Consider the following 23,095-nt stretch of genomic DNA (forward strand, 5'->3'; position numbering starts at 1 on the left):
TGAGCGTCCTTTTTTACAGATAAACAAAAGGACCTACTAGAGGTCCTTTTTGCTAACTTGAATAGTGAGGATTAAGCGATTTCGCTCAGTACTTCCTCAGCCCATTCATTCCAAGCTTGGCGAGTAAGAAGGTTACGACGCAGTGCTAAGCGTTCGATCTTCTCTCTTTGATTGAGTAGACGTACATCAGAGTAGTGTGAGTTCTCAATTTCTTGATAGAACTGCACCAGTTTACGTGAGTCACTAAGAGCCAGTTGCAGTTGATCTGAGAAGCCCTCTGAAGGCTGCACTTCACATGCATATAGCTTAGCTGCAAACTCATCGCGCACCGCAGGGTGTGCAATAGGTTGATCGAACCAGCTTGCTAGCGCTTCGCGACCTTTCTCGGTAATCGAATAGATCTTCTTATCCGGCTTGCCCGATTGAGGTTGCAGTTCACAGGTAACCATATCATTGGCTGCTAGTTTGTTTAACTCGCGGTAAACCTGCTGATGACTCGCTTTCCAGAAATAGCCAATGCTATAGGAAAACTCTTTAGTAATGTCGTACCCAGTTGCATCGCGTGTGCTCAGTACGGTTAAGATAACGTATGGTAATGACATGTTTTTCGTCCAAAATTACAGCAATTAAAAAACAACACACCAATCAGCCTCGGTTATGTGTCACGTGAGGTCTGTTTAAGAAAAGTGCGTAGCCATTCAAGTGATCCTTGAATGCATGTATTACCTTTTAAGCCTTTCTCACCTGAGAAGAATATTGTTTTATTATGTTTGAGCCCTTATTGCACAACGAGTTGCAAAGCTCATGAGGGAGTGTACTCCTGATCGTGCGCGATTAGATTATCGCAAAATAAGTATGACAAAAACGAGTTTCAGTAAGTTCGTTTCATATATTTGGTGAATGCCACGCAGCTTTGATATTTATAAATACAAACAAAAACCCCAGCCTAGGCTGGGGTTTGGAAATATCGAAGTGTGATTAAGGATTAACCTGTGTTTCGCATACCTGCTGCGATACCAGCGATGGTCATCATCATAGCCTCTTCGAGCTCTGGGTTGTCTTCTTCTGTTTGGCGAGTACGTTTCAGAAGTTCAACCTGAAGCATGTTGAGTGGCTCAACATAGATGTTGCGAAGACGAATGGACTCTAGGCCCCAAGGGTCGCTCTGCATTAGGTTTTCGTTGTTTTCGACCTTAAGTACCGCTTCGATGTCTTTCACCATCTGCGCACGTAGATTATCACCCAAGCGCCACAGTGATGGGTCGGTAAGCTTCTGATCGTACAGCTTAGAGATCTCGCTGCTGCACTTATAGAACACCATCTCTAGCATACCTAGGCGTGTTGAGAAGAATGGCCATTCGCGACACATCTCTTCCAGAAGCTTCTGATGGCCTTGGTCGATAGAGTATTGGATTGCTTCACCAGCACCTAGCCATGCAGGGAGTACTAAGCGGTTCTGGCTCCAAGAGAAGATCCATGGGATAGCACGTAAGCTTTCCACACCACCTTTCGGATTACGCTTAGATGGACGAGAACCAAGAGGCAGTTTGCCAAGCTCTAGCTCAGGCGTTGCTGCGCGGAAGTAAGGTACAAAGTCTGGTTCGCCACGAACTACGCCACGATAAGCATCACAAGAAACCTGAGACAGCACTTCCATCAGGTCGCGCCACTCTTTCTTCGGCTCTGGAGGCGGAAGAAGGTTAGCTTCTAGGATAGCGCTCGAGTATAGGTTCAAGCTGTTTACCGCAACCTGAGGTAGACCCAGCTTAAAGCGGATCATCTCGCCTTGTTCGGTTACACGTAGGCCGCCTTTTAGCGATTTAGGTGGCTGAGATAACAGTGCCGCGTGTGCAGGAGCACCACCACGACCAATAGTACCGCCACGACCGTGGAACAGAGTTAGGTCGATGTTCTCTTTCTCAGAAACCTTAACCAGCTTATCCATCGCATCATACTGAGCCCAACCAGCAGCCATAACACCTGCGTCTTTGGCTGAATCAGAGTAGCCGATCATTACCATCTGCTCACCTTGGATGAATCCACGGTACCAGTCGATATTGAATAGCTGCTGCATTACCTCTTCAGAGTTGTTGAGGTCATCTAGGGTTTCAAACAGTGGACAAACACCCAGACGGAACGGACAACCCGATTCACGCAAAAGAAGGTGAACTGCTAGCACATCCGATGCTGTACGCGCCATAGAGATAACGTAGGCACCAAACGCTTCTTTAGGGTGTTGAGCGATTGTCTTACAGGTGTCCAAAACCTCTTTAACCTCTTCAGAGGGCTCCCAGTTGTGTGGGATAAGAGGTCGGTTCGAGCTTAGCTCTTTCACCAAGAAGGCAACCTTGTCTTGCTCGCTCCACTGATCGTAGTCGCCTAGACCAAGGTAACGAGTCACTTCAGATAGCACGTTTGAGTGGCGGGTACTCTCTTGACGGATATCCAAGCGAACTAGGTGAACACCGAAGCACTTGATACGACGCAGGGTATCTAGCAGTGAGCCGTTGGCGATAACGCGCATGCCGGTCTCGTTCAGTGATTCATAGATAGCCTGAAGCGGAGTCCAAAGCTGATCAGCTGATTCAAGGATTGGCAGGTTAGGGACCTCAGTGCCTTGAGTCTTAGCATCAATCACCTTAGTGGTGTTCTTAAGTAGGGTGCGAAGCTCTTTGAGGATGGCACGATATGGTTCGTGGTTATCGTTAGCCATCTCACGAACGGTGTCGTTCGCCTGAGTCATAGAAAGCTCAGAGATCAGCTCTTGGATATCAGCGTAGTAAAGCTCTGCTGCTTTAGCGCGCGATAACCACAATACCTGCTGGGTGATCTTGTGGGTAACGAATGGGTTACCATCGCGGTCACCACCAACCCAAGAAGAGAAGTGTACCGGACGTGCGTCGATCGGTAGCTTTTCATCTAGGTGGGTAGAAACCTTGTCGTTCAGTTCACGAAGGAACTCAGGCACCGCTTCCCATAGTGAGTTTTCAACTACCGCAAAACCCCATTTGGCTTCATCAAGTGGAGTAGGGCGCTGCTTACGGATAACGTCGGAGTGCCAGCTCTGAGCAATCAACTGCTCTAGGCGGCGCTCGGTCTTTACTCGCTCTCTATGCGGGATGTCGGTCAGCTCTAGCTTAGACAAACAATCGTTTATCTTAACTAGCTTGTTGATCATGGTACGACGGGTGATTTCGGTTGGGTGTGCAGTAAGAACCAGTTCGATATTTAGGTTCTTGATAGCATCAGAGGCTTGCTCTGGAGAGATTTTCTGCTCAGCTAGTTTGCTGAAAAGACTTTGAATTACGTCAGGTTCGCACACGTGCTCTTCGCAATGGCGAGAGATGGTGTGGTATTGCTCGGCGATATTAGTCAGGTTCAAGAACTGACTGAAAGCGCGTGCTACTGGGATGAATTGCTCATCAGGTAGCGTCTCGATTTCATTGATTAACGCCTGACGGTCTTCTTGACTGCCATTGCGAGCCGCTTTGGACAGTTGACGAATAGTCTCAACCTTGTTGAGTATCTCCTCTCCGTGGGCCTCTTTAATCGTGTTACCGAGTAGGTTTCCTAGCATCTTAACGTTACTAGTAAGGGCTGAATACTTAGAGTTCATTGCAGTTTAGCCTCGTAACAAAATTACATCCAATTCCTTGATATGAGATTCAATCTATCGAATAAGCGGGGTCATAGTCAAACTTTGCACCAAAAAGGTTATAAAAGCGACGAATATTTTGATGAGAATCATGTTCATCGGTTTTTATATCACTTTCAGATGAAATTTTTTTTCATTATTTAAAAGCAGTACTTATGAATGGAGCGCTGAAGTATGTCCAAGGTTGGATCGATAAAGTCTAGGCTCAGAAATTCATCTGGCTGGTGGGCTTGTTCGATTGATCCAGGGCCAAGCACCAAGGTAGGGCAGAGCTCTTGCAAAAACGGTGCTTCAGTACAGTAGTTAACCGTTTGAGACTGGGTTTGACAGATATCCTGCATTGAATGAACAAACTCATGCTTGTGGTCGCACTCATAGCCCGGGATGGGCTCATGCAGCGGTGTGATGGAAAGTTTGCCTGGCCATTTGGCTTCGATAGGCTCGAGGGCCTCTTGCAGAAGTTGGTCAAGGCTGTCCAGACTTAGACCCGGCAGTGGACGCAGGTCATAGTGAAGCTCACAACAGCCACAGATGCGGTTGGCACTATCGCCGCCATGAATATGTCCAAGGTTCAGGGTTGGGCTGGGAATAGCAAATCCCGGGTGATGGTACTCTTTTACCAAACGCTCTTTTAGCTTCATCAGCGCGAACATCACTTCATGCATAATCTCGATTGCATTGACACCCAGAGAAGGATCAGACGAGTGCCCAGACTTACCTGTGACTCGAATGGCATTGGCTATGTGCCCCTTGTGTCCTCGGATAGGCACTAGGCTGGTTGGCTCGCCAATAATGCAGTAATCAGGCTTGAATGGTGCCTCCTTGGTGAAGTGCCTCGCGCCCAGCATAGTGGTCTCTTCATCGCAGGTGGCGAGGATATAAAGAGGTTTTTGCTGTTTGCTCCAGTCGGTGCCACTGGCATTCATTTTATACACTGCATCCAGAATAAAGGCGAAATAGCCCTTCATATCTGCGGTGCCAAGACCGTAGAAGCGGTTGTTATCTAAGGTCAATTGATGCGGGTCGTAGTTCCAGCGTCCTTCATCGAAAGGCACGGTATCTGTATGTCCTGCCAATAGCAGTCCACCTGTGCCAGTTCCCAACTGAGCCATCAGGTTAACCTTGCCTGGCTCAACCTCTTCTGTGGTTACATCAAAACCGAGCCCTTCGAACCACTCAGCAAGCTTGGTTATTACCTCGGCATTGCCTTGGTCCCATTTGGGGTCAGTTGAACTGATAGACGAGGTGCTGATAAGCCCTTGGTAAACGTCCACGAAATCAGGTAATCGCATATTTATCTTCACATCCACTATTGACAGATTTAACCAGAGACGGTAAAACACATACTAAGTCACTTAAAGTGAATAAAAAAGCAATTTAAGCTGTTTTTAGTATATTTATAATCATTTCAGGGTAGCTCATGAGCATAGAGAAACAACTGACAGTCGCAATCATCGGAGCCAGTGGCTACACAGGTGCTGAATTGGCCCTAATGGTGTCAAAACACCCTAGCCTCAAGCTAGCAGGTTTGTACGTGTCAGCCAACAGCTTAGACGCCAATAAATCCATTGCCCAATTGCATGGGAAGCTAGCTGGTATAGTGGATCTACCACTTCAGCCTCTTACCTCGGCAGCGGACGTTGCTAAGCAGGTAGACATTGTTTTCTTGGCAACCGCACACGAGGTTAGCCACGACCTAGCGCCTATCTTCTTGGACAATAACTGCCAAGTGTTTGACTTGTCGGGTGCATATCGTGTTCGCTCAAATAGCTTTTATTCAGATTTCTATGGCTTTGAGCACCAGCACCAGCAACAGCTTGAGCAGGCGGTTTATGGCCTAGCGGAATGGAATGCAGAAGCTATCAAGGAAACAGACCTAGTAGCCGTCGCAGGTTGTTATCCAACTGCTTCTCAGTTGGCACTAAAACCTCTACTAGAGGCAGAGCTCTTAGATCAATCTCAGTGGCCAGTGATTAACGCCGTGAGCGGCGTATCAGGCGCAGGTATCAAGGCATCACAGACCAATAGTTTTTGTGAAGTGAGCCTTCAGCCATATGGTGTGTTCAAGCACCGTCATCAGCCAGAGATCAGCACTCACTTAAATCAGCAGGTCATATTTACTCCGCATCTGGGTAACTTCAAGCGTGGCATCCTCGCCACTATCACGGTTAAGCTAGCCGATGGTGTGGATGAGGCTCAGGTAGAGAGTGCCTTTGAAAAAGCGTATACCGATAAAGCCTTGGTTCGTTTAAAGCACCAGGTGATGCCAAAGATCCAAGACGTTGAATTTACACCTTTTTGCGACATTGGTTGGAGCGTGAAGGGTAAGCATCTGATTGTAGTTTCTGCAATCGACAATTTATTAAAAGGGGCATCGGCGCAGGCGATGCAGTGTTTAAACATTCGTAATCAATTTAGTGAAACCGAATCACTTCTTTAAGTGATAGGAAGGGCAAGACTATGAGTACATTACCATTGGTGGTTAAGTTAGGTGGCGCGGCGCTAGAGTGTAGTGAAACTCTTGCGAAGCTGTTTGGTGCATTACAAAAAGTACAACAGCAATCGCGACGATCCATCGTGGTAGTGCACGGTGGCGGGTATTTGGTGGATGAACTGCTAAGCAAGCTTAGCCTTGAATCTACTAAGAAAAATGGTTTGCGTGTGACTCCAGCAGAGCAGATCCCTGTAGTAACAGGGGCATTAGCTGGTACGGCAAACAAGATGCTACAAGGTGAGGCGATCAAAGCCGGTCTACAAACCGTAGGTCTTGCGTTAGCAGATGGCGGTTTGTGTAAGGTTGAACAACTTGATCCTGAGCTAGGCAGCGTGGGTAAAGCAACCCCAGGCAGTTCAGAACTGTTGCAAGCGATCCTTGCCACGCATACACTGCCAATTATCAGTTCAATCGGTCTTACCAAAGAGGGTGAGATGATGAACGTTAATGCTGACCAAGCGGCCGTTGCGGTAGCGGGTGCATTAGACGCTGAGCTGGTTCTGCTATCAGACGTGAGTGGCGTTCTTGATGGCAAAGGGCATCTTCTAGAGAACCTGAACCAGCAACAAGCCGATGAACTGATTGAGGGACAAGTCATCACCGATGGAATGATAGTTAAGGTTCAGGCCGCTTTGCAGGCAGCAAGCGACCTCGGACGACCGATTCAAGTAGCCTCATGGCGCTATCCAGAGAAACTCGATCAACTTTTTGCTGGGCAAAATGTTGGCACCCTGTTTTTGCCTCAATAACAAGTAACTAAACGGATTTAAGCAGAAGAGCTGCGGCTTTTCTGATGAGCGGAGAATTTTCAAATGACTAAAGTAAACAAAGTAGTAGTGGCTTACTCTGGTGGCCTAGACACATCAGTAATCATTCCTTGGCTTAAAGAAAACTATGACTGTGAAGTAGTAGCCTTTGTGGCCGATGTGGGCCAGGGCGAAGAAGAGCTCGATGGCATCGAAGCGAAAGCAAAGGCTTCTGGAGCATCTGAGTGCTATGTGGTTGACCTGAAAGAAGAAATGGTTGCTGACTATATCTACCCAACCCTAAAAACCGGCGCTGTGTATGAAGGTAAATACCTACTAGGTACTTCCATGGCGCGTCCTATTATCGCTAAGGCTCAGGTAGAGGTAGCACGTAAGGTTGGCGCAGATGCGCTATGTCACGGTTGTACCGGTAAAGGTAACGATCAGGTACGTTTCGAGGGTGCATTTGCAGCCCTAGCACCAGACCTGCACGTAATCGCTCCTTGGCGTGAGTGGGACCTAGTGAGCCGTGAGGAATGTCTTGATTACCTAGCAGAGCGCAACATCCCATGCAGTGCATCTTTGACCAAGATTTACTCTCGTGATGCTAACGCTTGGCACATCTCAACTGAGGGCGGCGTACTGGAAGATACCTGGAATGCGCCAAACGAAGATTGCTGGGTGTGGACAGTCGATCCTGAGCAAGCACCAGACCAGTCAGAGACAGTAACCCTGAAGGTTGAGAAGGGCGCTGTGACACATGTTGATGGGGAAGCTATGACTCCGTACAACGCTTTGGTGTATTTGAACGAAAAAGGTGCCAAGCACGGTGTTGGCCGTATCGACATCGTTGAGAACCGTCTTGTGGGCATGAAGTCTCGTGGCTGCTACGAAACTCCGGGGGGCGCGATCATGATGGAAGCGCTTCGTGCAGTAGAGCAATTGGTTCTAGACAAAACAGCATTTGAGTTCCGTGAAGAGCTAGCAGTTAAGGCCTCTCACCTTGTTTATGACGGTCGTTGGTTCACCCCTCTTTGCCGTTCTATCCTAGCCGCTTCTGAAGAGCTAGCGCAGGACGTAAACGGTGAGGTAGTGATCAAGCTTTATAAAGGTCATGCAACGGTTACTCAGAAGCGTTCTGATAACAGCCTATATTCTGAAGAGTTCGCAACCTTTGGTGAGGACGAAGTGTACGATCAGAGCCATGCTGGTGGCTTTATTCGTCTTTATTCTCTATCTAGCCGTATTCGTGCGTTAAACGAAATGAAGAAATAGTTTAAAGTTACAAAAGATTTCAAAGACATAAAGATCAGAGCAGGAGAGCACCAATGGCATTATGGGGCGGAAGATTTACCCAAGCAGCAGACACTCGGTTTAAACAGTTCAATGATTCACTTCGATTTGACTACCGATTGGCTGAGCAAGACATTGTAGGTTCGATTGCCTGGTCTAAGGCTTTGCACTCTGTTGACGTTCTTAGTGAAGAAGAGCAGCAGAAGCTAGAGCTCGCCCTGAATGAGCTAAAGCTTGAGGTGATGGAAGACCCAGAGCAGATCTTGCTGTCGGATGCTGAAGATATCCACTCTTGGGTTGAACAGCAGCTTATCAGCAAGGTAGGTGACCTAGGTAAAAAGCTACATACAGGCCGTTCTCGTAACGACCAAGTAGCCACCGACCTTAAGCTATGGTGTCGTCAGCAGGGCAATCAGCTGTTGATTGCGTTGGATAAACTGCAGAACAAGATGGTGGATGTCGCGCAGGCGCATCAAGATACCGTGCTTCCTGGCTATACCCACCTTCAGCGTGCTCAGCCAGTAACCTTTGCCCACTGGTGTCTTGCCTATGTTGAGATGCTTGAGCGTGACTACTCGCGTCTAAGCGATGCCATCAAGCGTCTGGATACCTGTCCACTGGGTTCTGGTGCGCTTGCGGGTACTGCTTATCCTATGGATCGTGAGCAATTGGCGCACTCTCTGGGGTTCCGTCGTGCAACTCGTAACAGCTTGGACTCAGTATCGGATAGAGACCATGTGATGGAGTTGATGTCTATCGCGTCTCTTTCTATGGTACACCTGTCGCGTCTTGCAGAAGATATGATCTTCTACAATTCGGGCGAGTCGAACTTTATCGAGCTTGCCGATACAGTCACCTCTGGTTCTTCTCTCATGCCACAGAAAAAGAATCCAGATGCTCTAGAGCTCATTCGTGGTAAGTGTGGTCGTGTGTACGGCTCTCTAGCGAGCATGATGATGACGGTTAAGGCGCTTCCTCTTGCCTACAACAAGGATATGCAGGAAGACAAAGAAGGTCTGTTCGATGCACTAGATACTTGGAACGATTGCATGGAGATGGCGACCCTGTGTTTTGAAGGTATCAAGGTTAACGGAGAACGTACTCTTGAGGCAGCCAAACAAGGCTATGCGAACTCAACCGAGCTTGCTGACTACCTGGTAGCGAAAGGTATTCCTTTCCGTGAGGCGCACCATATTGTGGGTGTTGCTGTGGTTGCGGCTATCGATAAGGGCTGTGCTCTTGAAGAGTTGAGTATTGAAGAGCTTAAGCAGTTCTCCGAAGTGATCGAGTCGGATGTGTACGACATCCTAACCATCGAGTCTTGTCTTGAGAAGCGTTCTGCCCTTGGCGGCGTGAGTCCGAAACAGGTTCAGTTTGCAGTTGAGCAGGCACATAAACGCCTTGAGCAACGTGATACCTCTGGAGTTAAGGTTCGCTCGGCAAGACTGACCGACATCGATATGCTTGAGGGTATGGTGGCCTACTGGGCAGGTCTTGGTGAGAACCTACCTCGTAATCGTAGTGAGCTTATCCGTGACATTGGCTCATTTGCGGTGGCCGAACATCAAGGTGAGGTAACCGGTTGTGCATCACTATATGTGTATGATTCAGGACTGGCAGAGATTCGCTCCCTAGGTGTAGAAGCTGGTTGGCAGGGGCAAGGACAGGGCAGTGCTATCGTGCAGCACTTGGTGGATAAAGCCCGCCAGATGGCAATTCAGAAGGTATTCGTATTGACCCGTACTCCTGAGTTCTTTATGAAGCAAAACTTCATTCCGACCTCTAAGATGCTACTGCCGGAGAAGGTTCTGAAGGATTGTGAACAGTGTCCTCGTCAGCATGCTTGTGATGAGGTTGCTCTTGAGATTAATCCAAATGAACAGCTGATCGTGAAGATGAACGTGGCGTAACTTTTTCTTAAATTAATTTGGAACTCTCTAGGAAGGTCGCAGTCTATTAAAGTACCACTGCTTTTTTCTTAGAAAGTTCTAAGAAGACCCTTGAACAAAGATAGTTCAAGGGTTTTTTGTTTTCAGCGTATGCAAAAACACGTGGGTCTCGATTTGGCCTCAAATGCCTATCTCTAAACAGGCAATATTCTTTACAATAGCCGCCTTTATTCCCCCATTTGAGACAAAACAATGATTGAACGTCAACACACCAAGCAGCGCATGAGCCGTATCGTGAAGCACAATGGCACCATCTACCTGTGTGGCCAGGTATGTGCCGATGCAACTCAAGGTATCAAAGAGCAGACGCAGACTATGCTGGACAAGGTTGAGCAGCTTTTGCTAGAAGCAGGTAGCGATAAAGAGCATATGCTATCAGCAACCATCTACATCAAAGATATGCAGTACTTCCAAGAGATGAATGAAGTGTGGGATGCATGGGTGCCAGAGGGTCATGCACCAGCTCGCGCTTGCGTAACGGCAGATATGGCTCGTGAAGCCCTGCTGGTTGAGGTTTCAGTGGTTGCTGCTGAGAAATAAGAAAAATCCCGCGATGGCGGGATTTTTTGTTTAGAGATTTTACACGCTTGTTAGCACCCCGGACCACAGTCTAGACAGTGCTTGATCATCTCTGGACCAAGATGCAGTTTCGCGTTTAGGTCACGAAGGGCAGTACGTACACCTTCCTCGATAACTGGATGGTAGAAAGGCATATCCAGCATCTGAGAAATAGTCATTTGATTCTGATGCGCCCAAGCCAGCAGATGCGCTAAGTGTTCGGCATTTGGGCCCATCATCTCAGCGCCTAAGAATCGACCGGTACCTTGCTCGCCGTAGACATGCAAAACACCTTTGTTTCTCAGCATAACCCGTGAGCGACCTTGGTTTTCAAACGAGACCTCACCCGTTTCAAAGCAGCCACAACTGCCTAGACGCTCGGTGATCTGTCGATAGCTCTCACCTACCATAGCGATCTGAGGATCACTGAATACTGCTGAGATAGTTGAGCGACGTAGTCCGGCACGAATATCTGGGTAGCGACCTGCATTGTCACCTGAAATGCGACCCTGGTCTGCAGCCTCGTGCAATAATGGGATTTGGTTGCTGGCATCACCGGCAATAAAAATATGCCCTACTGATGTTTGCATGGTAAACGGATCAGCAACTGGAACACCCTTGTCATCGAGCTCTATAGGGGTGTTTTCTAGACCAAGTTTATCCACATTTGGGCGACGCCCAGTAGCAGCGAGTACGTAATCAACCGTAAAGCGCTCTTCTTCACTCGCATGGTTGATGAAGTCGATTTGTACCTTGTCATCTTCTCTCACCATAGATTTAACGTTGACGTTGGCATCAAGGTAAAACTCTTCTTGAAATGCCTTCTCTGCGTAAGCCATTACCTCTGGATCAGTCAAAGGACCTACTTGACCACCCAGACCGAATACCTTTACCTCAACACCTAAACGATGTAGAGCTTGTCCAAGCTCTAGCCCTATCACTCCGGGGCCAAATACAGCCACAGACTGTGGAAGGTCGTCCCACTCAAACACATCATCATTGATAATTAGGCGATCGCCTAGCTCATTCCAAACAGCGGGATAGGCCGGACGAGAGCCGGTCGCGATAACGATGCGCTCAGCGGTGACTAGGGTATGGTCGTCGATCTGTAGGGTGTTATTGTCAACAAAGTGTGCATAGCCTGACAATTTATCCTCAGCTGGAATTTCATCAACGCCTTCTAGAACAAAGCCCACAAAGCGGTCGCGCTCACTCTTAACCCGCCCCATTACCTGTTTGCCATCGATACGAATGTCACCGGTAGGATGAACACCAAATTGGGGTGCTTTTTCGATTTGATGCACACTTTCTGCTGCTGCAATCAAAAGCTTTGAGGGCATACAGCCCACTCGAGCACAAGTAGTGCCGTATGGACCACCTTCAATCAACACCACTGAATCCGTGTGAGCCTTGGCTGCTCGATATGCTCCAAGACCTGCGGTACCACCACCAATTACAGCTACATCTACAGTTATATTATTCATCGACCTATCCTTAATTGTGTAATTCGTGTGGGTAGACCCGCAGCGCGGGTCTTTGTCTCGAGTTAAGCTAGGTGTGCTTCAAGCTCTTCACTGCCGCCGATGTGTGCACCACCGATAAATACCTGAGGTACTGTAGTGCGACCGGTTACCGCTCGTAGTGAAACTGTTGTTGCATCTTTGCCTAGAACAACTTCTTCATACTGAAGACCGTGGTCAATCAAGTTTTGTTTCGCCTTTGCACAGAATGGGCAGCCTGGTTTGGTAAATACCGTGATTGACTCTTGCGCTTTATATTCTGGAGCAATGTAGTTAAGCATAGTGTCTGCATCAGAAACCTTGAACGGGTCGCCTGGTTCGTTTGCTTCGATAAACATTTTTTCCACTACGCCATTTTTAACCAGCATGCTGTAGCGCCATGAACGCTTGCCGAAGCCAAGTTCTGTTTTGTCCACTAGCATACCCATGCCGTCGGTGAACTCGCCGTTACCGTCTGGAAGAAAGCGGATGTTGTCTGCCTCTTGGTCTTGCTTCCACGCATTCATTACAAAGGTGTCGTTGACTGATAGACATACAATCTCGTCAACGCCGTGCTCTTTGAATACTGGGTATAACTCGTTGAAGCGAGGTAGGTGGCTTGATGAACAAGTCGGAGTGAAGGCGCCGGGTAGACTGAATAGGATTACTGTTTTGTTGGCAAAGATTTCATCAGTGGTCACTTGAGTGAACTGATCGCCAACGCGAACTGGGAAGGTTACCTGAGGTACTGCTTGGCCTTCTTTAGATGCGAACATATTGATACCTTTAATTCTTTTTGAAATTGCTTGTTTCGTTTTGTTGAAGCCATTATTGAAGAAATCTCTTGATAGGTATAATCGTTTAATACTATGGTATCGATAGTTTTTTCTTATTAAGAGTGTCAGATGAACATACGCGATTTTGAGTATCTAGTAGCCTTGGCGGAACATAAGCACTTTCGAAAAGCCGCAGAGGCGTGCTTTGTGAGCCAGCCAACCTTAAGTGGTCAAATAAGAAAGTTAGAAGATGAAATAGGGACAGCATTGCTAGAGCGAAGCAGTCGTAAGGTACTGTTCACCGATTCAGGCCTGTTGCTGGTGGAGCAAGCTAAGCGCGTCTTATCAGAGATAAAACAGTTTACTGATATGGCAGGTGCACAGGGGGATAGCATGGAGGGACCGCTGCACATAGGTTTTATCCCTACAGTTGGCCCATATTTAATGCCGTTGATCGTGCCTAAGATAAAGCAGGATTTCCCAGAGTTAGAGCTGTTTCTATACGAGGCGCAGACTCATCAGTTGGTAGCTCAACTGGAAGAGGGGAAGCTGGATTGTGTCATTTTAGCCTCGGTTAAAGAGACAGAGCCTTTTAAAGAGCTAGATATCTATGAAGAGCCTTTGGTGGTTGCTGTTCCAGAGAATCACCCTTGGAGTGACATGGCGGAGTTTGATATGCAGCTTCTTAACGGTAGCACTGTGCTTTCGTTAGGAGATGGACACTGCCTTCGCGACCAAGCGCTAGGTTATTGCTTTGCTGCCGGCGCAGAAGACGACCAGAGATTTAAAGCGACTAGTTTGGAGACGCTGCGAAATATGGTTGCGGCAGGCAGTGGGATAACCCTGCTTCCTAAACTGTCAGTGCCTGAGGGTAAGGCAAAGGATGGAGTCTGTTATATTCCAGCGCAAAACCCGGTGCCGAGTAGAAAATTGGTATTGGCGTATCGCCCTGGCTCACCATTTAGGGCTCGCTTCGAAAAGCTAGCCAGCTATATCTCTAGTCAGCTGAATTAGAGGTAATAAAAAACCCAAGGTAGTCACCTTGGGTTTTCTTGTTTAGAACAGTAGGTCGTCACCGCCACCGCTATCTTTATCACCTGAGCTCTCTTGTCCTGAGAAGAGGTCGCCCCCTAGTAGGTTGTCGCTCGATGACTCTGGTTCATACTCGGTTGGCGCTGTGCCTCTTAAGAAGTACTCGAAGCGCGAGGTCTCATCAGCCTTATAGGTCAATAGACCCGAGCTGCGGTCGATACGAGCCTGAACGATCTGAGATGGCACCTTCTTACGCTGAACTGGCTCATCAGCTAGCGCAACACGCATAAAGTCGATCCACGCTGGTTGCGCGGTTTTCGCACCGGCTTCACCGCCAGTAACTTGTCTCTTACCTAGGTTAGAGTTACGTTCGGTGCGACCAAGATTACGGTCGTGGCTGTCGAAACCAACCCAAGATACCGCTACTGTCTCTGGACCAAAGCCGCTGTACCAAGCATCTTTAGAAGAGTTAGTAGTACCAGTTTTACCACCCACATCACGACGTTTTAGTGCTTGAGCACGGAAACCTGTACCGTTCCAACCGGTTCCTTTTGCCCAGTTACCGCCGCCCCATACATTGCTATACAGCATTTCACGCACTAGGAAGGCCGTTTGTGGAGTCACAACGCGAGGCGCATAACGAATCTCTTCTTGCTCTGGAACAGGGTCGCCGTCTTCATCAGAGATCTCGGTCAGTTCCACCTCTGCTGTATGGGCTTGGTCGGTAACGTCTGTGGTTAGCTCATTGTCACAGATTGTCTTACAGATGAGGGTAGGGTTTGATTCAAAGCGAATCTCGCCGTTTGGCGCCTCTACACGTTCAATATAGTAAGGCTCGATATAGTAACCGCCGTTGGCAAATACCGAGTAACCCTGAGCCATCTGAACTGGAGTTAGACTGCCGGCACCTAGTGCGATAGTTTCAGAGCGAGGAGTATTCTTCTTATCGAAACCAAAGCGAGTTAGGTAATCACGGGTCTCATCTAGACCTACTGAGCGAAGCACTCGTACCGCCATTACGTTCTTAGACTGTGCCAGACCGATACGAAGTCGGGTAGGGCCAGCATATGTCGGTGGAGAGTTCTTTGGACGCCAAGCTGTACCGCCAGACTCATCCCATTGGTTAATTGGTGCATCGTTGATAAGGGTTGCCAGTGTCATACCATTATCGATCGCTGCCGAATAGATGAATGGCTTGATGCTAGAACCTACTTGACGAAGAGACTGTGTGGCACGGTTGAACTTGTTATGTACGAAGTTAAAGCCACCCACTAGAGAGGTTACTTCGCCTGTATTTGGTTCAATAGAAACGAATGCAGTGTTGGCATTCGGAATTTGGCCTAGACGCCATACAATAGGCTGCTCTTCTTCGGCCTTTTCACTCTCTTCAGTTTTGATTTGAGGTGTCATTGCACGAGCAAGGTCTGTTGGACGAGCCCAAACCTGTTGACCCACTTCCATGATATCGCGAGCAGACTTAGGCGCTGGTCCTTGGCGATCATCTGTCTTAAAACGGCGAGCCCAATTCATGCCATCCCATTCGATGGTTTGATAGCCATAGCCCTTGATATACACCTCGGCCGTTTGACCATCAAGTTTGGTCACGACTGCAGGGCGCATCACGCCATAGCTTGGTTGACTACGCATATAGGTGCGAAGCTCTTGCTCGTCCATAGCCTTGTCCGCTGGCTGCCATGCTACTTTCTCTTCACCGCGATAGCCGTGGCGCTCATCGTAGTGAATTAGATTAGTGATAGAGGCAATGTTAGCTGCGGTTTGTAGATCAGAACGCACGGTAGTGTAGATACGCATACCTGAGGTGTATGCCTTCTCCTCTCCGAACTTTTTCACCATCCACGCACGAGCAATCTCAGCAACATAAGGTGCGCTTACTTCGATCTCGGCACCGTGTGCTTCACCGTCTAAGTTCTCTGCACGTGCATCATCGAATTGCTGCTGTGTGATCTTGTTTTCAGCCAGCATGCGTTGCAGTACCACGTTACGACGGGTGGTAGCACGGTCGATGCTGTAAATAGGGTTCATGGTCGATGGTGCTTTAGGCAGACCTGCGATAACCGCAAGCTCTCCTAGAGTTAGGTCTTTCAGGTCCTTACCAAAGTAAACCTGAGCTGCAGCACCTACACCGTAAGAACGGTGACCTAGGTAGATCTTATTCAGATACAGCTCAAGGATTTCACGCTTAGTAAGAAGTTGCTCGATATGAACAGCGATAAATATCTCTTTGATTTTACGCATGATCTTCTTCTCGTTAGAGAGGAAGAAGTTTCGAGCTAGCTGCTGGGTGATGGTACTCGCACCCTGACTTGCACTACCACTTGAGATAACGGCAACTGCCGCACGGGTAATACCAATTGGGTCAAAACCATAGTGTTCATAAAAACGACTGTCTTCGGTCGCGATTACCGCATCGATCAGTTCTTGCGGCATTTCTTCCAGCTTAAGAGGGATGCGTCGTTTCTCACCGAACTGAGCAATCAACTTGCCATCTTGTGAGTAAACCTGCATTGGAGTCTGTAGCTCAACGTCTTTAAGGGTGGCTACATCTGGAAGTTGCGGTTTTAGATAGTAATAAAAACCAAAAATCGTACCTAGCCCAAGAACTATGCAAGCTAATGCAAGAGCTAACGTAATCTTTATGAACTTCACCGAAATATCCTTGTATTGAGGAGGTGCGAGATTGCTTTGCCGCCTCAGTGCGACAAAAACTTTGTGTAGGGAAAGGTGTTAAAAACGGCCATTATCCCGACTGATTTAGTTTAACTCTATTTTAACCTTGCTTCCTATATTTTTGATCTTTATCGCATTTCACAGGAATTCTATGTTTGAAACTCGGATAACAGCGCTGGGTCAAGCTGATGACCAGACGCAATATTTAACAATCGAGATCTCAAATTCGGGATGGCGAATTCTAGAGTGCGGGAAACTATCAAACAGTAAGCTCAAGAGTCGTAATAGCTTAGTGTCTCATTTTCTCCGTTTTTGGAGAACCGATATCACGTTAAGTTTGCGTCAAGATAATGTGCTGTATAAGTCTATTCCTGTCCCTGAGGATGCCGAGCCTTGGTGGGCCGAACAGCAAGTTGAGGAGATGCTTGGTGTTAGAAAGGACAAGGCCTCTCTGGTTTGTGACTATAAGTTGTCTCAAAAGTACCTAGAGCTTTTTGTTAGTGAACGTAACGCCCTGCAGAAGCTACAGGCTAGGTTTAACCTGCGCGCGGATATTATTGGATGGCAGATTACGGATCTTATTTGTCTATGCAGTGAATACAATCAGCGGGCTACTAACCCAATATATGGCTACATCTATTCTTCTTTGAATCAATTAATTGCGGTGAGCTTTTTATCTGGGATTAGTATTCTTCGAACAGGAGAGAATGATGAAGCTGATCTCGAAGACTTCTTTGCTGAACGAGATGTCGACGAGGTCTTGCTTATTGGTGAACCCCTCAAGACTCCGAAGCTTACTCATATTAACTTGGAGGAAGTATGGGAAGTTCTTGAACTTGAGATCAGTAAGGAGTTCTACCTCTGCCTTGCTAGTGCGCTGAGTGCTCTTCACTGGAAAAGAAGCGGGCTTCAAAATGATTAATATTCTGCCTTGGCGCATTGAGCGCAAGCAAAAGAGGATACGCCTTTCATTACTGCTTCTCTTCGCTCCCTCTCTCCTGTTTTTGAGCTTGCATGGTCTCTATATTGGGCTTTCCTATCTTGAACTCACAAGTAGCACTCAATCAATCCGCTATCAGCAGCAACAGCTGGAGCAGTTAAAGGTACGAGTGGAAAAGGCTGAGACTGAATTTGAACGATACCTGACGGATAAGGAGAGATATGTCCAACTTGAAAAAGAGCTAGCTACTTTTGATCTTTCCAATCCTCTGCAGTCATTGCCTAGTGCCTTACCTGAAGGAGTATTTGTTAATCGCCTGAGCTGTGTTGAGATGCGGTGCCAGATATTCGGCAGTGCTGCATCGTTCGAAAGCTTAAACCGCTTGGTCAATCAACTTAGGAGCTCAGACGGTATTGGAGAAGTGCAGTTAGAGTTGCAAGCAGATAACGGTAAACAGGTTGCTGATTTTGAGCTTAGCCTAGCCTTTACTGACGAGTCAGTCGATGCATTGGCGATTCGTTAATTGGCAGGGCTTATTATTAAGGCCTCCTAAGCTCATGCTCTGGGTTGGTTTAATCTTAGCTTTTATTACCAATTGTGTGGCCGCTCTTATTTGGCAAGAGTACAAGGTAGAGCTTGAACAGCAAATAGAGTCTGATCAGCAAATTATGGAAATTAATAGGATAAAGCTGATCAAGCAGCTTGAGGGTTACCATTATCCAAGCCTAGATTATGCCGAAAAGTACCAAAATCTGCTTCGTCTCTACCCCGATAACTTCTCTACCAGTGAGTTTTATACCTACCTTATCTCTCGCATCTCCAGAGGTATTGAAATTACTTCTTGGCGCTGGCTTTCACAGGATGGGCGTCTGTTCTTATTGATGACGTTTCAAGGAAGTTTTGAACAGATAAGACAGTTGATGACTCTCGCTTTGGGTTATCAGAAAACCAGCCGCCTTGAGAGTGTGGATATCAAGTTAGTCGAGGGGAGGTTAACGGCAGACCTAAAGCTCGCTTTCTATCTTAAGGAGCAGGTGTATGAGGAGTAGTCTGCTTCTGATAATTCTAATGAGCAGGATTGTTTGGGCGGAACAAGAATGGTTCATGGAGCCTTATGTTCCAGAGCCTAAAAAGGTAGTGGTTATCGTCGAGCCAGAGCTGCGAACCTCTGAATTAGAATCGAAACTTTTTTCCATCAAGTATGCCAGTGCCTCTGATATCGCGGTCATTCTCGGTCACCATAGGTCTCAGGGGGTGATCTCGGATGTTGGCAGTTTGTCTGTGGATGAACGCACCAATTCGCTACTTATCTATGAATATGCTGATCGGTTCGATGAGATAGAGAGCATCATCTCAAGCTTAGATATTCCAGTGAAACAGGTTTTGATAGAGGCTAGGATTGTTACCTTGAATCAGGGTAATGCTGATGAGATTGGAGTGCGCTGGGGTCTGACTAAAACTGGCAACCCAGTGAGTGTTGCGCCCACCATTGAGGCTCTGCAAGGCAGTACAGAAATCACTGACAATCTTAACGTTAATCTAGGCTTAGCTGATCCGAATGCTGGTCGGATTGCTCTGCGATTGGCTACCTTGGGCTCTGATACCTTGTTAGATCTGGAGCTTTCAGCATTGCAGGCTGAAACTAAGGCGGAGATCATCTCTAGTCCTAGGCTAGTCACTACCAATAAGAAGCCTGCTTATATTGAACAGGGCTCAGAGATTCCCTATCTGGAGGCGGCATCCAGTGGCGCTACCTCAGTTTCATTTCGAAAGGCAGTGTTGAGCCTAGAGGTGATCCCTCAGATAACGCCGGATAATCGCTTAGTCTTAGACCTGAGCGTCACTCAAGACAGACCGGGACAGGTGGTAAAAACCGGAATTGGGGAAGCTGTCGCAATAGATACACAACGAATTCGTACTCAGGTGCTGGTGGACGATGGTGAAACGCTAGTTTTGGGCGGGATATTTCAAAAAAGTTTAATTAAAAGCGTCGAACAAGTACCGTATCTTGCTGATATTCCATGGTTAGGGCATCTGTTTAAGCGAACCTCGGAAAAACTGACCCGAAGTGAGCTTTTGATTTTTGTTACGCCCAAGATTCAATCAAGTCTATCCAAGTAGACTCATAAGCAGTCTGCGGTTTAGAAGCGAATCTAGTCCTAGAAAATTAAAAAAAAACAAATTTCGATTGCAAATTTGCGTCCAAATCCAGATAATTTCGGGTCTTATCACGATTTTATATGTGAGGAACAAGGCGTCATTGAACTGTGTCATCGCCAAATGAATGACAAATAATGACGGTGTATTTTGATTTAACGTTGTAAATAACTGCTGAACATGGCTGAGAAACGTAATATTTTTCTTGTTGGCCCTATGGGTGCCGGCAAAAGTACAATTGGTAGACACCTAGCACAACAACTTCACATGGAGTTTGTTGATTCGGATACAGTAATCGAAGAGCGCACAGGTGCGGATATTTCTTGGGTATTTGACGTTGAGGGTGAAGAAGGTTTCCGCAAGCGCGAAGAGACTGTAATCAACGATCTTACTGAAGAGCAAGGTATCGTATTGGCAACTGGCGGTGGCTCTGTACTGAGCAAAGATAACCGTAACCGTCTATCTGCTCGCGGTGTAGTTGTATATCTAGAAACTACTATCGAAAAGCAACTGGCTCGCACAAATCGCGACAAGAAGCGTCCTCTTCTGCAAACTGAAGAGCCACGTGAGGTTCTTGAGAGCCTAGCGGATGAGCGTAATCCTCTTTACGAAGAAGTTGCTGACTACACAGTTAAAACTGACGATCAGAGCGCAAAAGTTGTTGCGAATCAAATCGTTAAAATGCTGGAAGAGCGTTAATCTTACTTAGGAGTGCATCCCATGGAACGGATCACGGTAAGTTTAGGGGAGCGTAGCTACCCAATTTCTATTGGTGCTGGGTTATTGGGAAACCCAGCCCTTTATTCTTCTCTATTCCCATCGCAAAAAGACCTTTCTAAACAAAACGTCGTTATTATCACCAACACCACAGTTGGTCCGCTATACGCAGATCAGGTTGAGGGTCAATTTCAGGCTCTAGGTTGTCAAACCCGAGTGCTACAGTTGAATGATGGTGAGCAATACAAATCCCTAGAGACCTTTAATCAGGTCATGACCTTCTTGCTTGAGCATAACTATGGTCGTGATGTGATGTTAGTGGCTCTTGGCGGTGGTGTTATTGGTGACTTGGTCGGCTTTGCTGCTGCTTGTTACCAGCGCGGCGTTGATTTTGTTCAGATCCCAACAACCTTGCTATCTCAGGTAGATTCATCGGTTGGTGGTAAAACAGCGGTAAACCATCCGCTGGGCAAAAATATGATAGGCGCCTTCTATCAGCCTAAAGCCGTGATTATCGATATTGATACGCTGAAGACTCTGCCGAAACGTGAGTTTGGCGCAGGTATGGCCGAGGTGATCAAGTACGGCATTATCATAGATTCGCCTTTCTTTGATTGGATTGAACAGAGCCAAGCGCAGTTGAAAGGGCTTGAGCCTGCTTCTCTTACCTCTGCTATCGCAAAGTGCTGCCAGATTAAGGCAGATGTGGTTGCTCAGGATGAGAAAGAGTCGGGTATTCGTGCATTGCTAAACCTAGGCCATACCTTTGGCCACGCTATCGAAGCGGAAATGGGTTACGGCAACTGGCTCCACGGAGAGGCGGTTTCTTCAGGCACTGTTATGGCAGCACGTGCAGCCTTGCATGATGGTCGTATGCAGTCGCAAGATGTAGACCGAATCGAAAGCCTGCTTAAAGCCTTTGACCTTCCTGTTCATACTCCCAGCGAGATGACGGGCGAAGACTTTATGAAGCACATGATGCGCGACAAAAAAGTGCTGTCTGGTCAGCTAAGACTGATTATCCCAGATTCCATTGGTAGCTCGCAGGTGGTTAGTGATCTTGACCACAAGCATGTCTATCAAGCCATTGAAGATGGCCGAGAGGACTAGACAAAAGCATTAGGCTTGGTATTTACTGAAGTCAAGGAGTGACGGATGAGCCTGATAGATAAGCTAGTAAAACAGAGAAGGACTTCTGACCAGTCGAATAAATGGTTAGAGCTAAAATCTCAGTCGCAGCTGCTTGAGCAGTTACGCGGCTGTTTGCAGTTTGGCTCTAGCTTAGTGGTTTTATCTGGGAAAACAGGCTCAGGTAAAACCGTCCTTGGTCAGCGCTTTCATCTCGAATTTACCAGCGTTAATCACAGTGCCATTGTTCAGTGTCATCCAGGTGACAGTGAGCAGGATATCCGCGCTCAGCTTTTAGAGCAGTTACTCCCAGAGTACTGCTCAGACGCATCCCTATCTTTATATGAAAATCTAGATCAAGCCTTTGGTTTGGAGAATCATCGCCTACAGATAGTGCTGGACGACGCAGGATTGGCGCCAGCATCGCTTTTGTCTGAACTCTGGGGTTTGGTTGAACGCTTAACCGCTCACCCAACTCTAACCCTACACCTAATCTTTATTACCGGTCCCGAGTTAAAGCTAGAAAAGCTGACTCCACTGTGCGCGAGCTTTAATGTTCAGCCTAGGGTTATGACAATCTCACCACTATCTAATCAGGACAGAGACCTATTTTTGGATCTTCTGGTGCTAAGGCGTTTTGAGAGCATCAAAAAGCGCAATCAACTTCGCAAGCGCGCCCATAAAATGAAGGCCTATCCAGGGCTACTAAATGAATTAGGAACGGAAGTGAAACCGACTAAGAAAACTCCACATGGTTCTAGAGGCTCAGCCAAGAATGGTTTGTTGGCACTGGCTGTTGTTGCCGTATTAGGTCTGCTACTTTGGTGGTGGATGAGTGATGGCTCGGGCAGCAGGCAGCAAGAAGGCGATCAAGCTAGTTTACAAACTGGCAATGAATTTGAGCTTGAGATGAAGCAGGGTGACGGCACTGAGCCTGGGGATATGCAACTTGCTGAGCGAGATACCCTACAACAAGATGACGCAGTTCTTCCTCCGCCTGTGACCGAGGAGACAGCTACCGTAGGTGATAACGGTAATGGTCGCCAGCGAGTAGTGGTGCCTGATGAGGTATTAGATAGCTTAATCGACAACGAGCAAGCGGTTGCCAAGCCACAAAAACAGGTTAAGCCATCTGAGCCAGCGGTCAGTTTTTCCTTTGCTAGAGATGAGCTACTAGAGGTTTCTAGAACGCGCTATACGGTTCAGCTTGGAGCGTTTCGTACCATGCAAGAAGTCGAAGTGTTTATCGAAAAATATCGTCTTGATGGTGACGATGCCGCTCGAATCTATCCGACTATACGTTCAAATAAGACCTGGTACATAGTGACTTATCGCGATTACAAAACTGTCAAAACTGCACAGTGGGCCATTTCTCAATTCGCTGAAGATGTTCAGGCATTGCAACCTTGGGTTAAATCTATGTCTCAAGTGCATAAAGAGATCGAGATTGGAAAATAACGCTG

18 protein-coding genes and 1 pseudogene are annotated in these 23,095 nt (G+C 47.3%); 13 read left to right on the top strand and 6 right to left on the bottom strand.

Annotation, left to right across the window (positions count from 1 at the left end; genetic code table 11):
* Window positions 1–71 precede the first annotated feature (71 nt).
* The 3 genes from Pcarn_RS00850 to argE form a co-directional block, all read right to left on the bottom strand.
* Entirely contained in the window at window positions 72–602 is a 531-nt protein-coding gene (locus tag Pcarn_RS00850) for a PadR family transcriptional regulator (protein WP_261834534.1), read from the bottom strand.
* 383 nt (window positions 603–985) lie between these two features.
* On the bottom strand, window positions 986–3,616 hold the full coding sequence (ppc, locus tag Pcarn_RS00855; protein ID WP_261834535.1) for a phosphoenolpyruvate carboxylase: 2,631 nt from the start codon (window positions 3,614–3,616) through the stop codon (window positions 986–988).
* Window positions 3,617–3,795: 179 nt separating this feature from the next.
* A complete protein-coding gene (argE, locus tag Pcarn_RS00860) occupies window positions 3,796–4,947 on the bottom strand; it encodes an acetylornithine deacetylase (protein WP_261834536.1) in 1,152 nt (383 codons plus the stop codon).
* Between the two features lie 128 nt (window positions 4,948–5,075).
* Between argE and argC the strand changes: the two genes are divergently transcribed.
* The 5 genes from argC (at window position 5,076) to Pcarn_RS00885 (ending at window position 10,677) form a co-directional block, all read left to right on the top strand.
* Window positions 5,076–6,095, top strand: a complete 1,020-nt coding sequence (gene argC / locus Pcarn_RS00865) for an N-acetyl-gamma-glutamyl-phosphate reductase (protein WP_261834537.1) — start codon at window positions 5,076–5,078, stop codon at window positions 6,093–6,095.
* 20 nt (window positions 6,096–6,115) lie between these two features.
* A complete protein-coding gene (gene argB, locus Pcarn_RS00870; protein WP_261834538.1) occupies window positions 6,116–6,898 on the top strand; it encodes an acetylglutamate kinase in 783 nt (260 codons plus the stop codon).
* 63 nt (window positions 6,899–6,961) lie between these two features.
* Window positions 6,962–8,170, top strand: coding sequence for an argininosuccinate synthase (locus Pcarn_RS00875; protein ID WP_261834539.1), 1,209 nt, complete (start codon window positions 6,962–6,964; stop codon window positions 8,168–8,170).
* A gap of 53 nt (window positions 8,171–8,223) precedes the next feature.
* Entirely contained in the window at window positions 8,224–10,098 is a 1,875-nt protein-coding gene (gene argH, locus Pcarn_RS00880) for an argininosuccinate lyase (RefSeq protein ID WP_261834540.1), read from the top strand.
* Between the two features lie 231 nt (window positions 10,099–10,329).
* The gene (locus tag Pcarn_RS00885) at window positions 10,330–10,677 is read left to right on the top strand and encodes a RidA family protein (protein ID WP_261834541.1); all 348 of its coding nucleotides are present in this window, start codon (window positions 10,330–10,332) and stop codon (window positions 10,675–10,677) included.
* Window positions 10,678–10,727: 50 nt separating this feature from the next.
* Here Pcarn_RS00885 and Pcarn_RS00890 read toward each other — a convergent pair whose 3' ends face one another.
* A complete protein-coding gene (locus Pcarn_RS00890) occupies window positions 10,728–12,179 on the bottom strand; it encodes a dihydrolipoyl dehydrogenase (protein ID WP_261834542.1) in 1,452 nt (483 codons plus the stop codon).
* Window positions 12,180–12,241: 62 nt separating this feature from the next.
* Entirely contained in the window at window positions 12,242–12,970 is a 729-nt protein-coding gene (locus Pcarn_RS00895; protein WP_261834543.1) for a redoxin family protein, read from the bottom strand.
* A gap of 129 nt (window positions 12,971–13,099) precedes the next feature.
* Between Pcarn_RS00895 and oxyR the strand changes: the two genes are divergently transcribed.
* On the top strand, window positions 13,100–13,984 hold the full coding sequence (gene oxyR, locus Pcarn_RS00900; protein WP_261834544.1) for a DNA-binding transcriptional regulator OxyR: 885 nt from the start codon (window positions 13,100–13,102) through the stop codon (window positions 13,982–13,984).
* A 42-nt stretch (window positions 13,985–14,026) separates the two neighbouring features.
* On the opposite strand, the gene Pcarn_RS00905 is transcribed toward oxyR, so the two are convergent.
* Entirely contained in the window at window positions 14,027–16,669 is a 2,643-nt protein-coding gene (locus Pcarn_RS00905) for a penicillin-binding protein 1A (protein ID WP_261834545.1), read from the bottom strand.
* A 172-nt stretch (window positions 16,670–16,841) separates the two neighbouring features.
* On the opposite strand from Pcarn_RS00905, the gene Pcarn_RS00910 reads away from it, so the two are divergent.
* From Pcarn_RS00910 to Pcarn_RS00940, 7 genes and pseudogenes are all read left to right on the top strand, one after another.
* Window positions 16,842–17,612 (top strand): hypothetical protein, encoded by a 771-nt coding sequence (locus tag Pcarn_RS00910; RefSeq protein ID WP_261834546.1) that lies wholly within the window; start codon window positions 16,842–16,844, stop codon window positions 17,610–17,612.
* On the top strand, window positions 17,605–18,153 hold the full coding sequence (locus tag Pcarn_RS00915) for a PilN domain-containing protein (protein WP_261834547.1): 549 nt from the start codon (window positions 17,605–17,607) through the stop codon (window positions 18,151–18,153). Before Pcarn_RS00910 ends, Pcarn_RS00915 begins: the two co-directional genes overlap by 8 nt.
* A gap of 76 nt (window positions 18,154–18,229) precedes the next feature.
* Window positions 18,230–18,679: a hypothetical protein gene (locus Pcarn_RS00920; protein ID WP_261834548.1), complete on the top strand. Its 450-nt coding sequence runs from the start codon at window positions 18,230–18,232 to the stop codon at window positions 18,677–18,679.
* A gap of 106 nt (window positions 18,680–18,785) precedes the next feature.
* A pseudogene (gene pilQ, locus Pcarn_RS00925) lies at window positions 18,786–19,751 on the top strand (type IV pilus secretin PilQ); the annotation flags it as partial.
* Between the two features lie 216 nt (window positions 19,752–19,967).
* Window positions 19,968–20,486 (top strand): shikimate kinase AroK, encoded by a 519-nt coding sequence (aroK, locus tag Pcarn_RS00930; protein ID WP_261834549.1) that lies wholly within the window; start codon window positions 19,968–19,970, stop codon window positions 20,484–20,486.
* Window positions 20,487–20,507: 21 nt separating this feature from the next.
* A complete protein-coding gene (gene aroB / locus Pcarn_RS00935) occupies window positions 20,508–21,614 on the top strand; it encodes a 3-dehydroquinate synthase (protein WP_261834550.1) in 1,107 nt (368 codons plus the stop codon).
* A gap of 45 nt (window positions 21,615–21,659) precedes the next feature.
* On the top strand, window positions 21,660–23,090 hold the full coding sequence (locus tag Pcarn_RS00940) for an SPOR domain-containing protein (RefSeq protein WP_261834551.1): 1,431 nt from the start codon (window positions 21,660–21,662) through the stop codon (window positions 23,088–23,090).
* Window positions 23,091–23,095 lie beyond the last annotated feature (5 nt).

The sequence above is a fragment of the Vibrio ishigakensis genome (assembly GCF_024347675.1).
In the GTDB taxonomy this organism is placed as follows: Bacteria; Pseudomonadota; Gammaproteobacteria; order Enterobacterales; family Vibrionaceae; genus Vibrio; species Vibrio ishigakensis.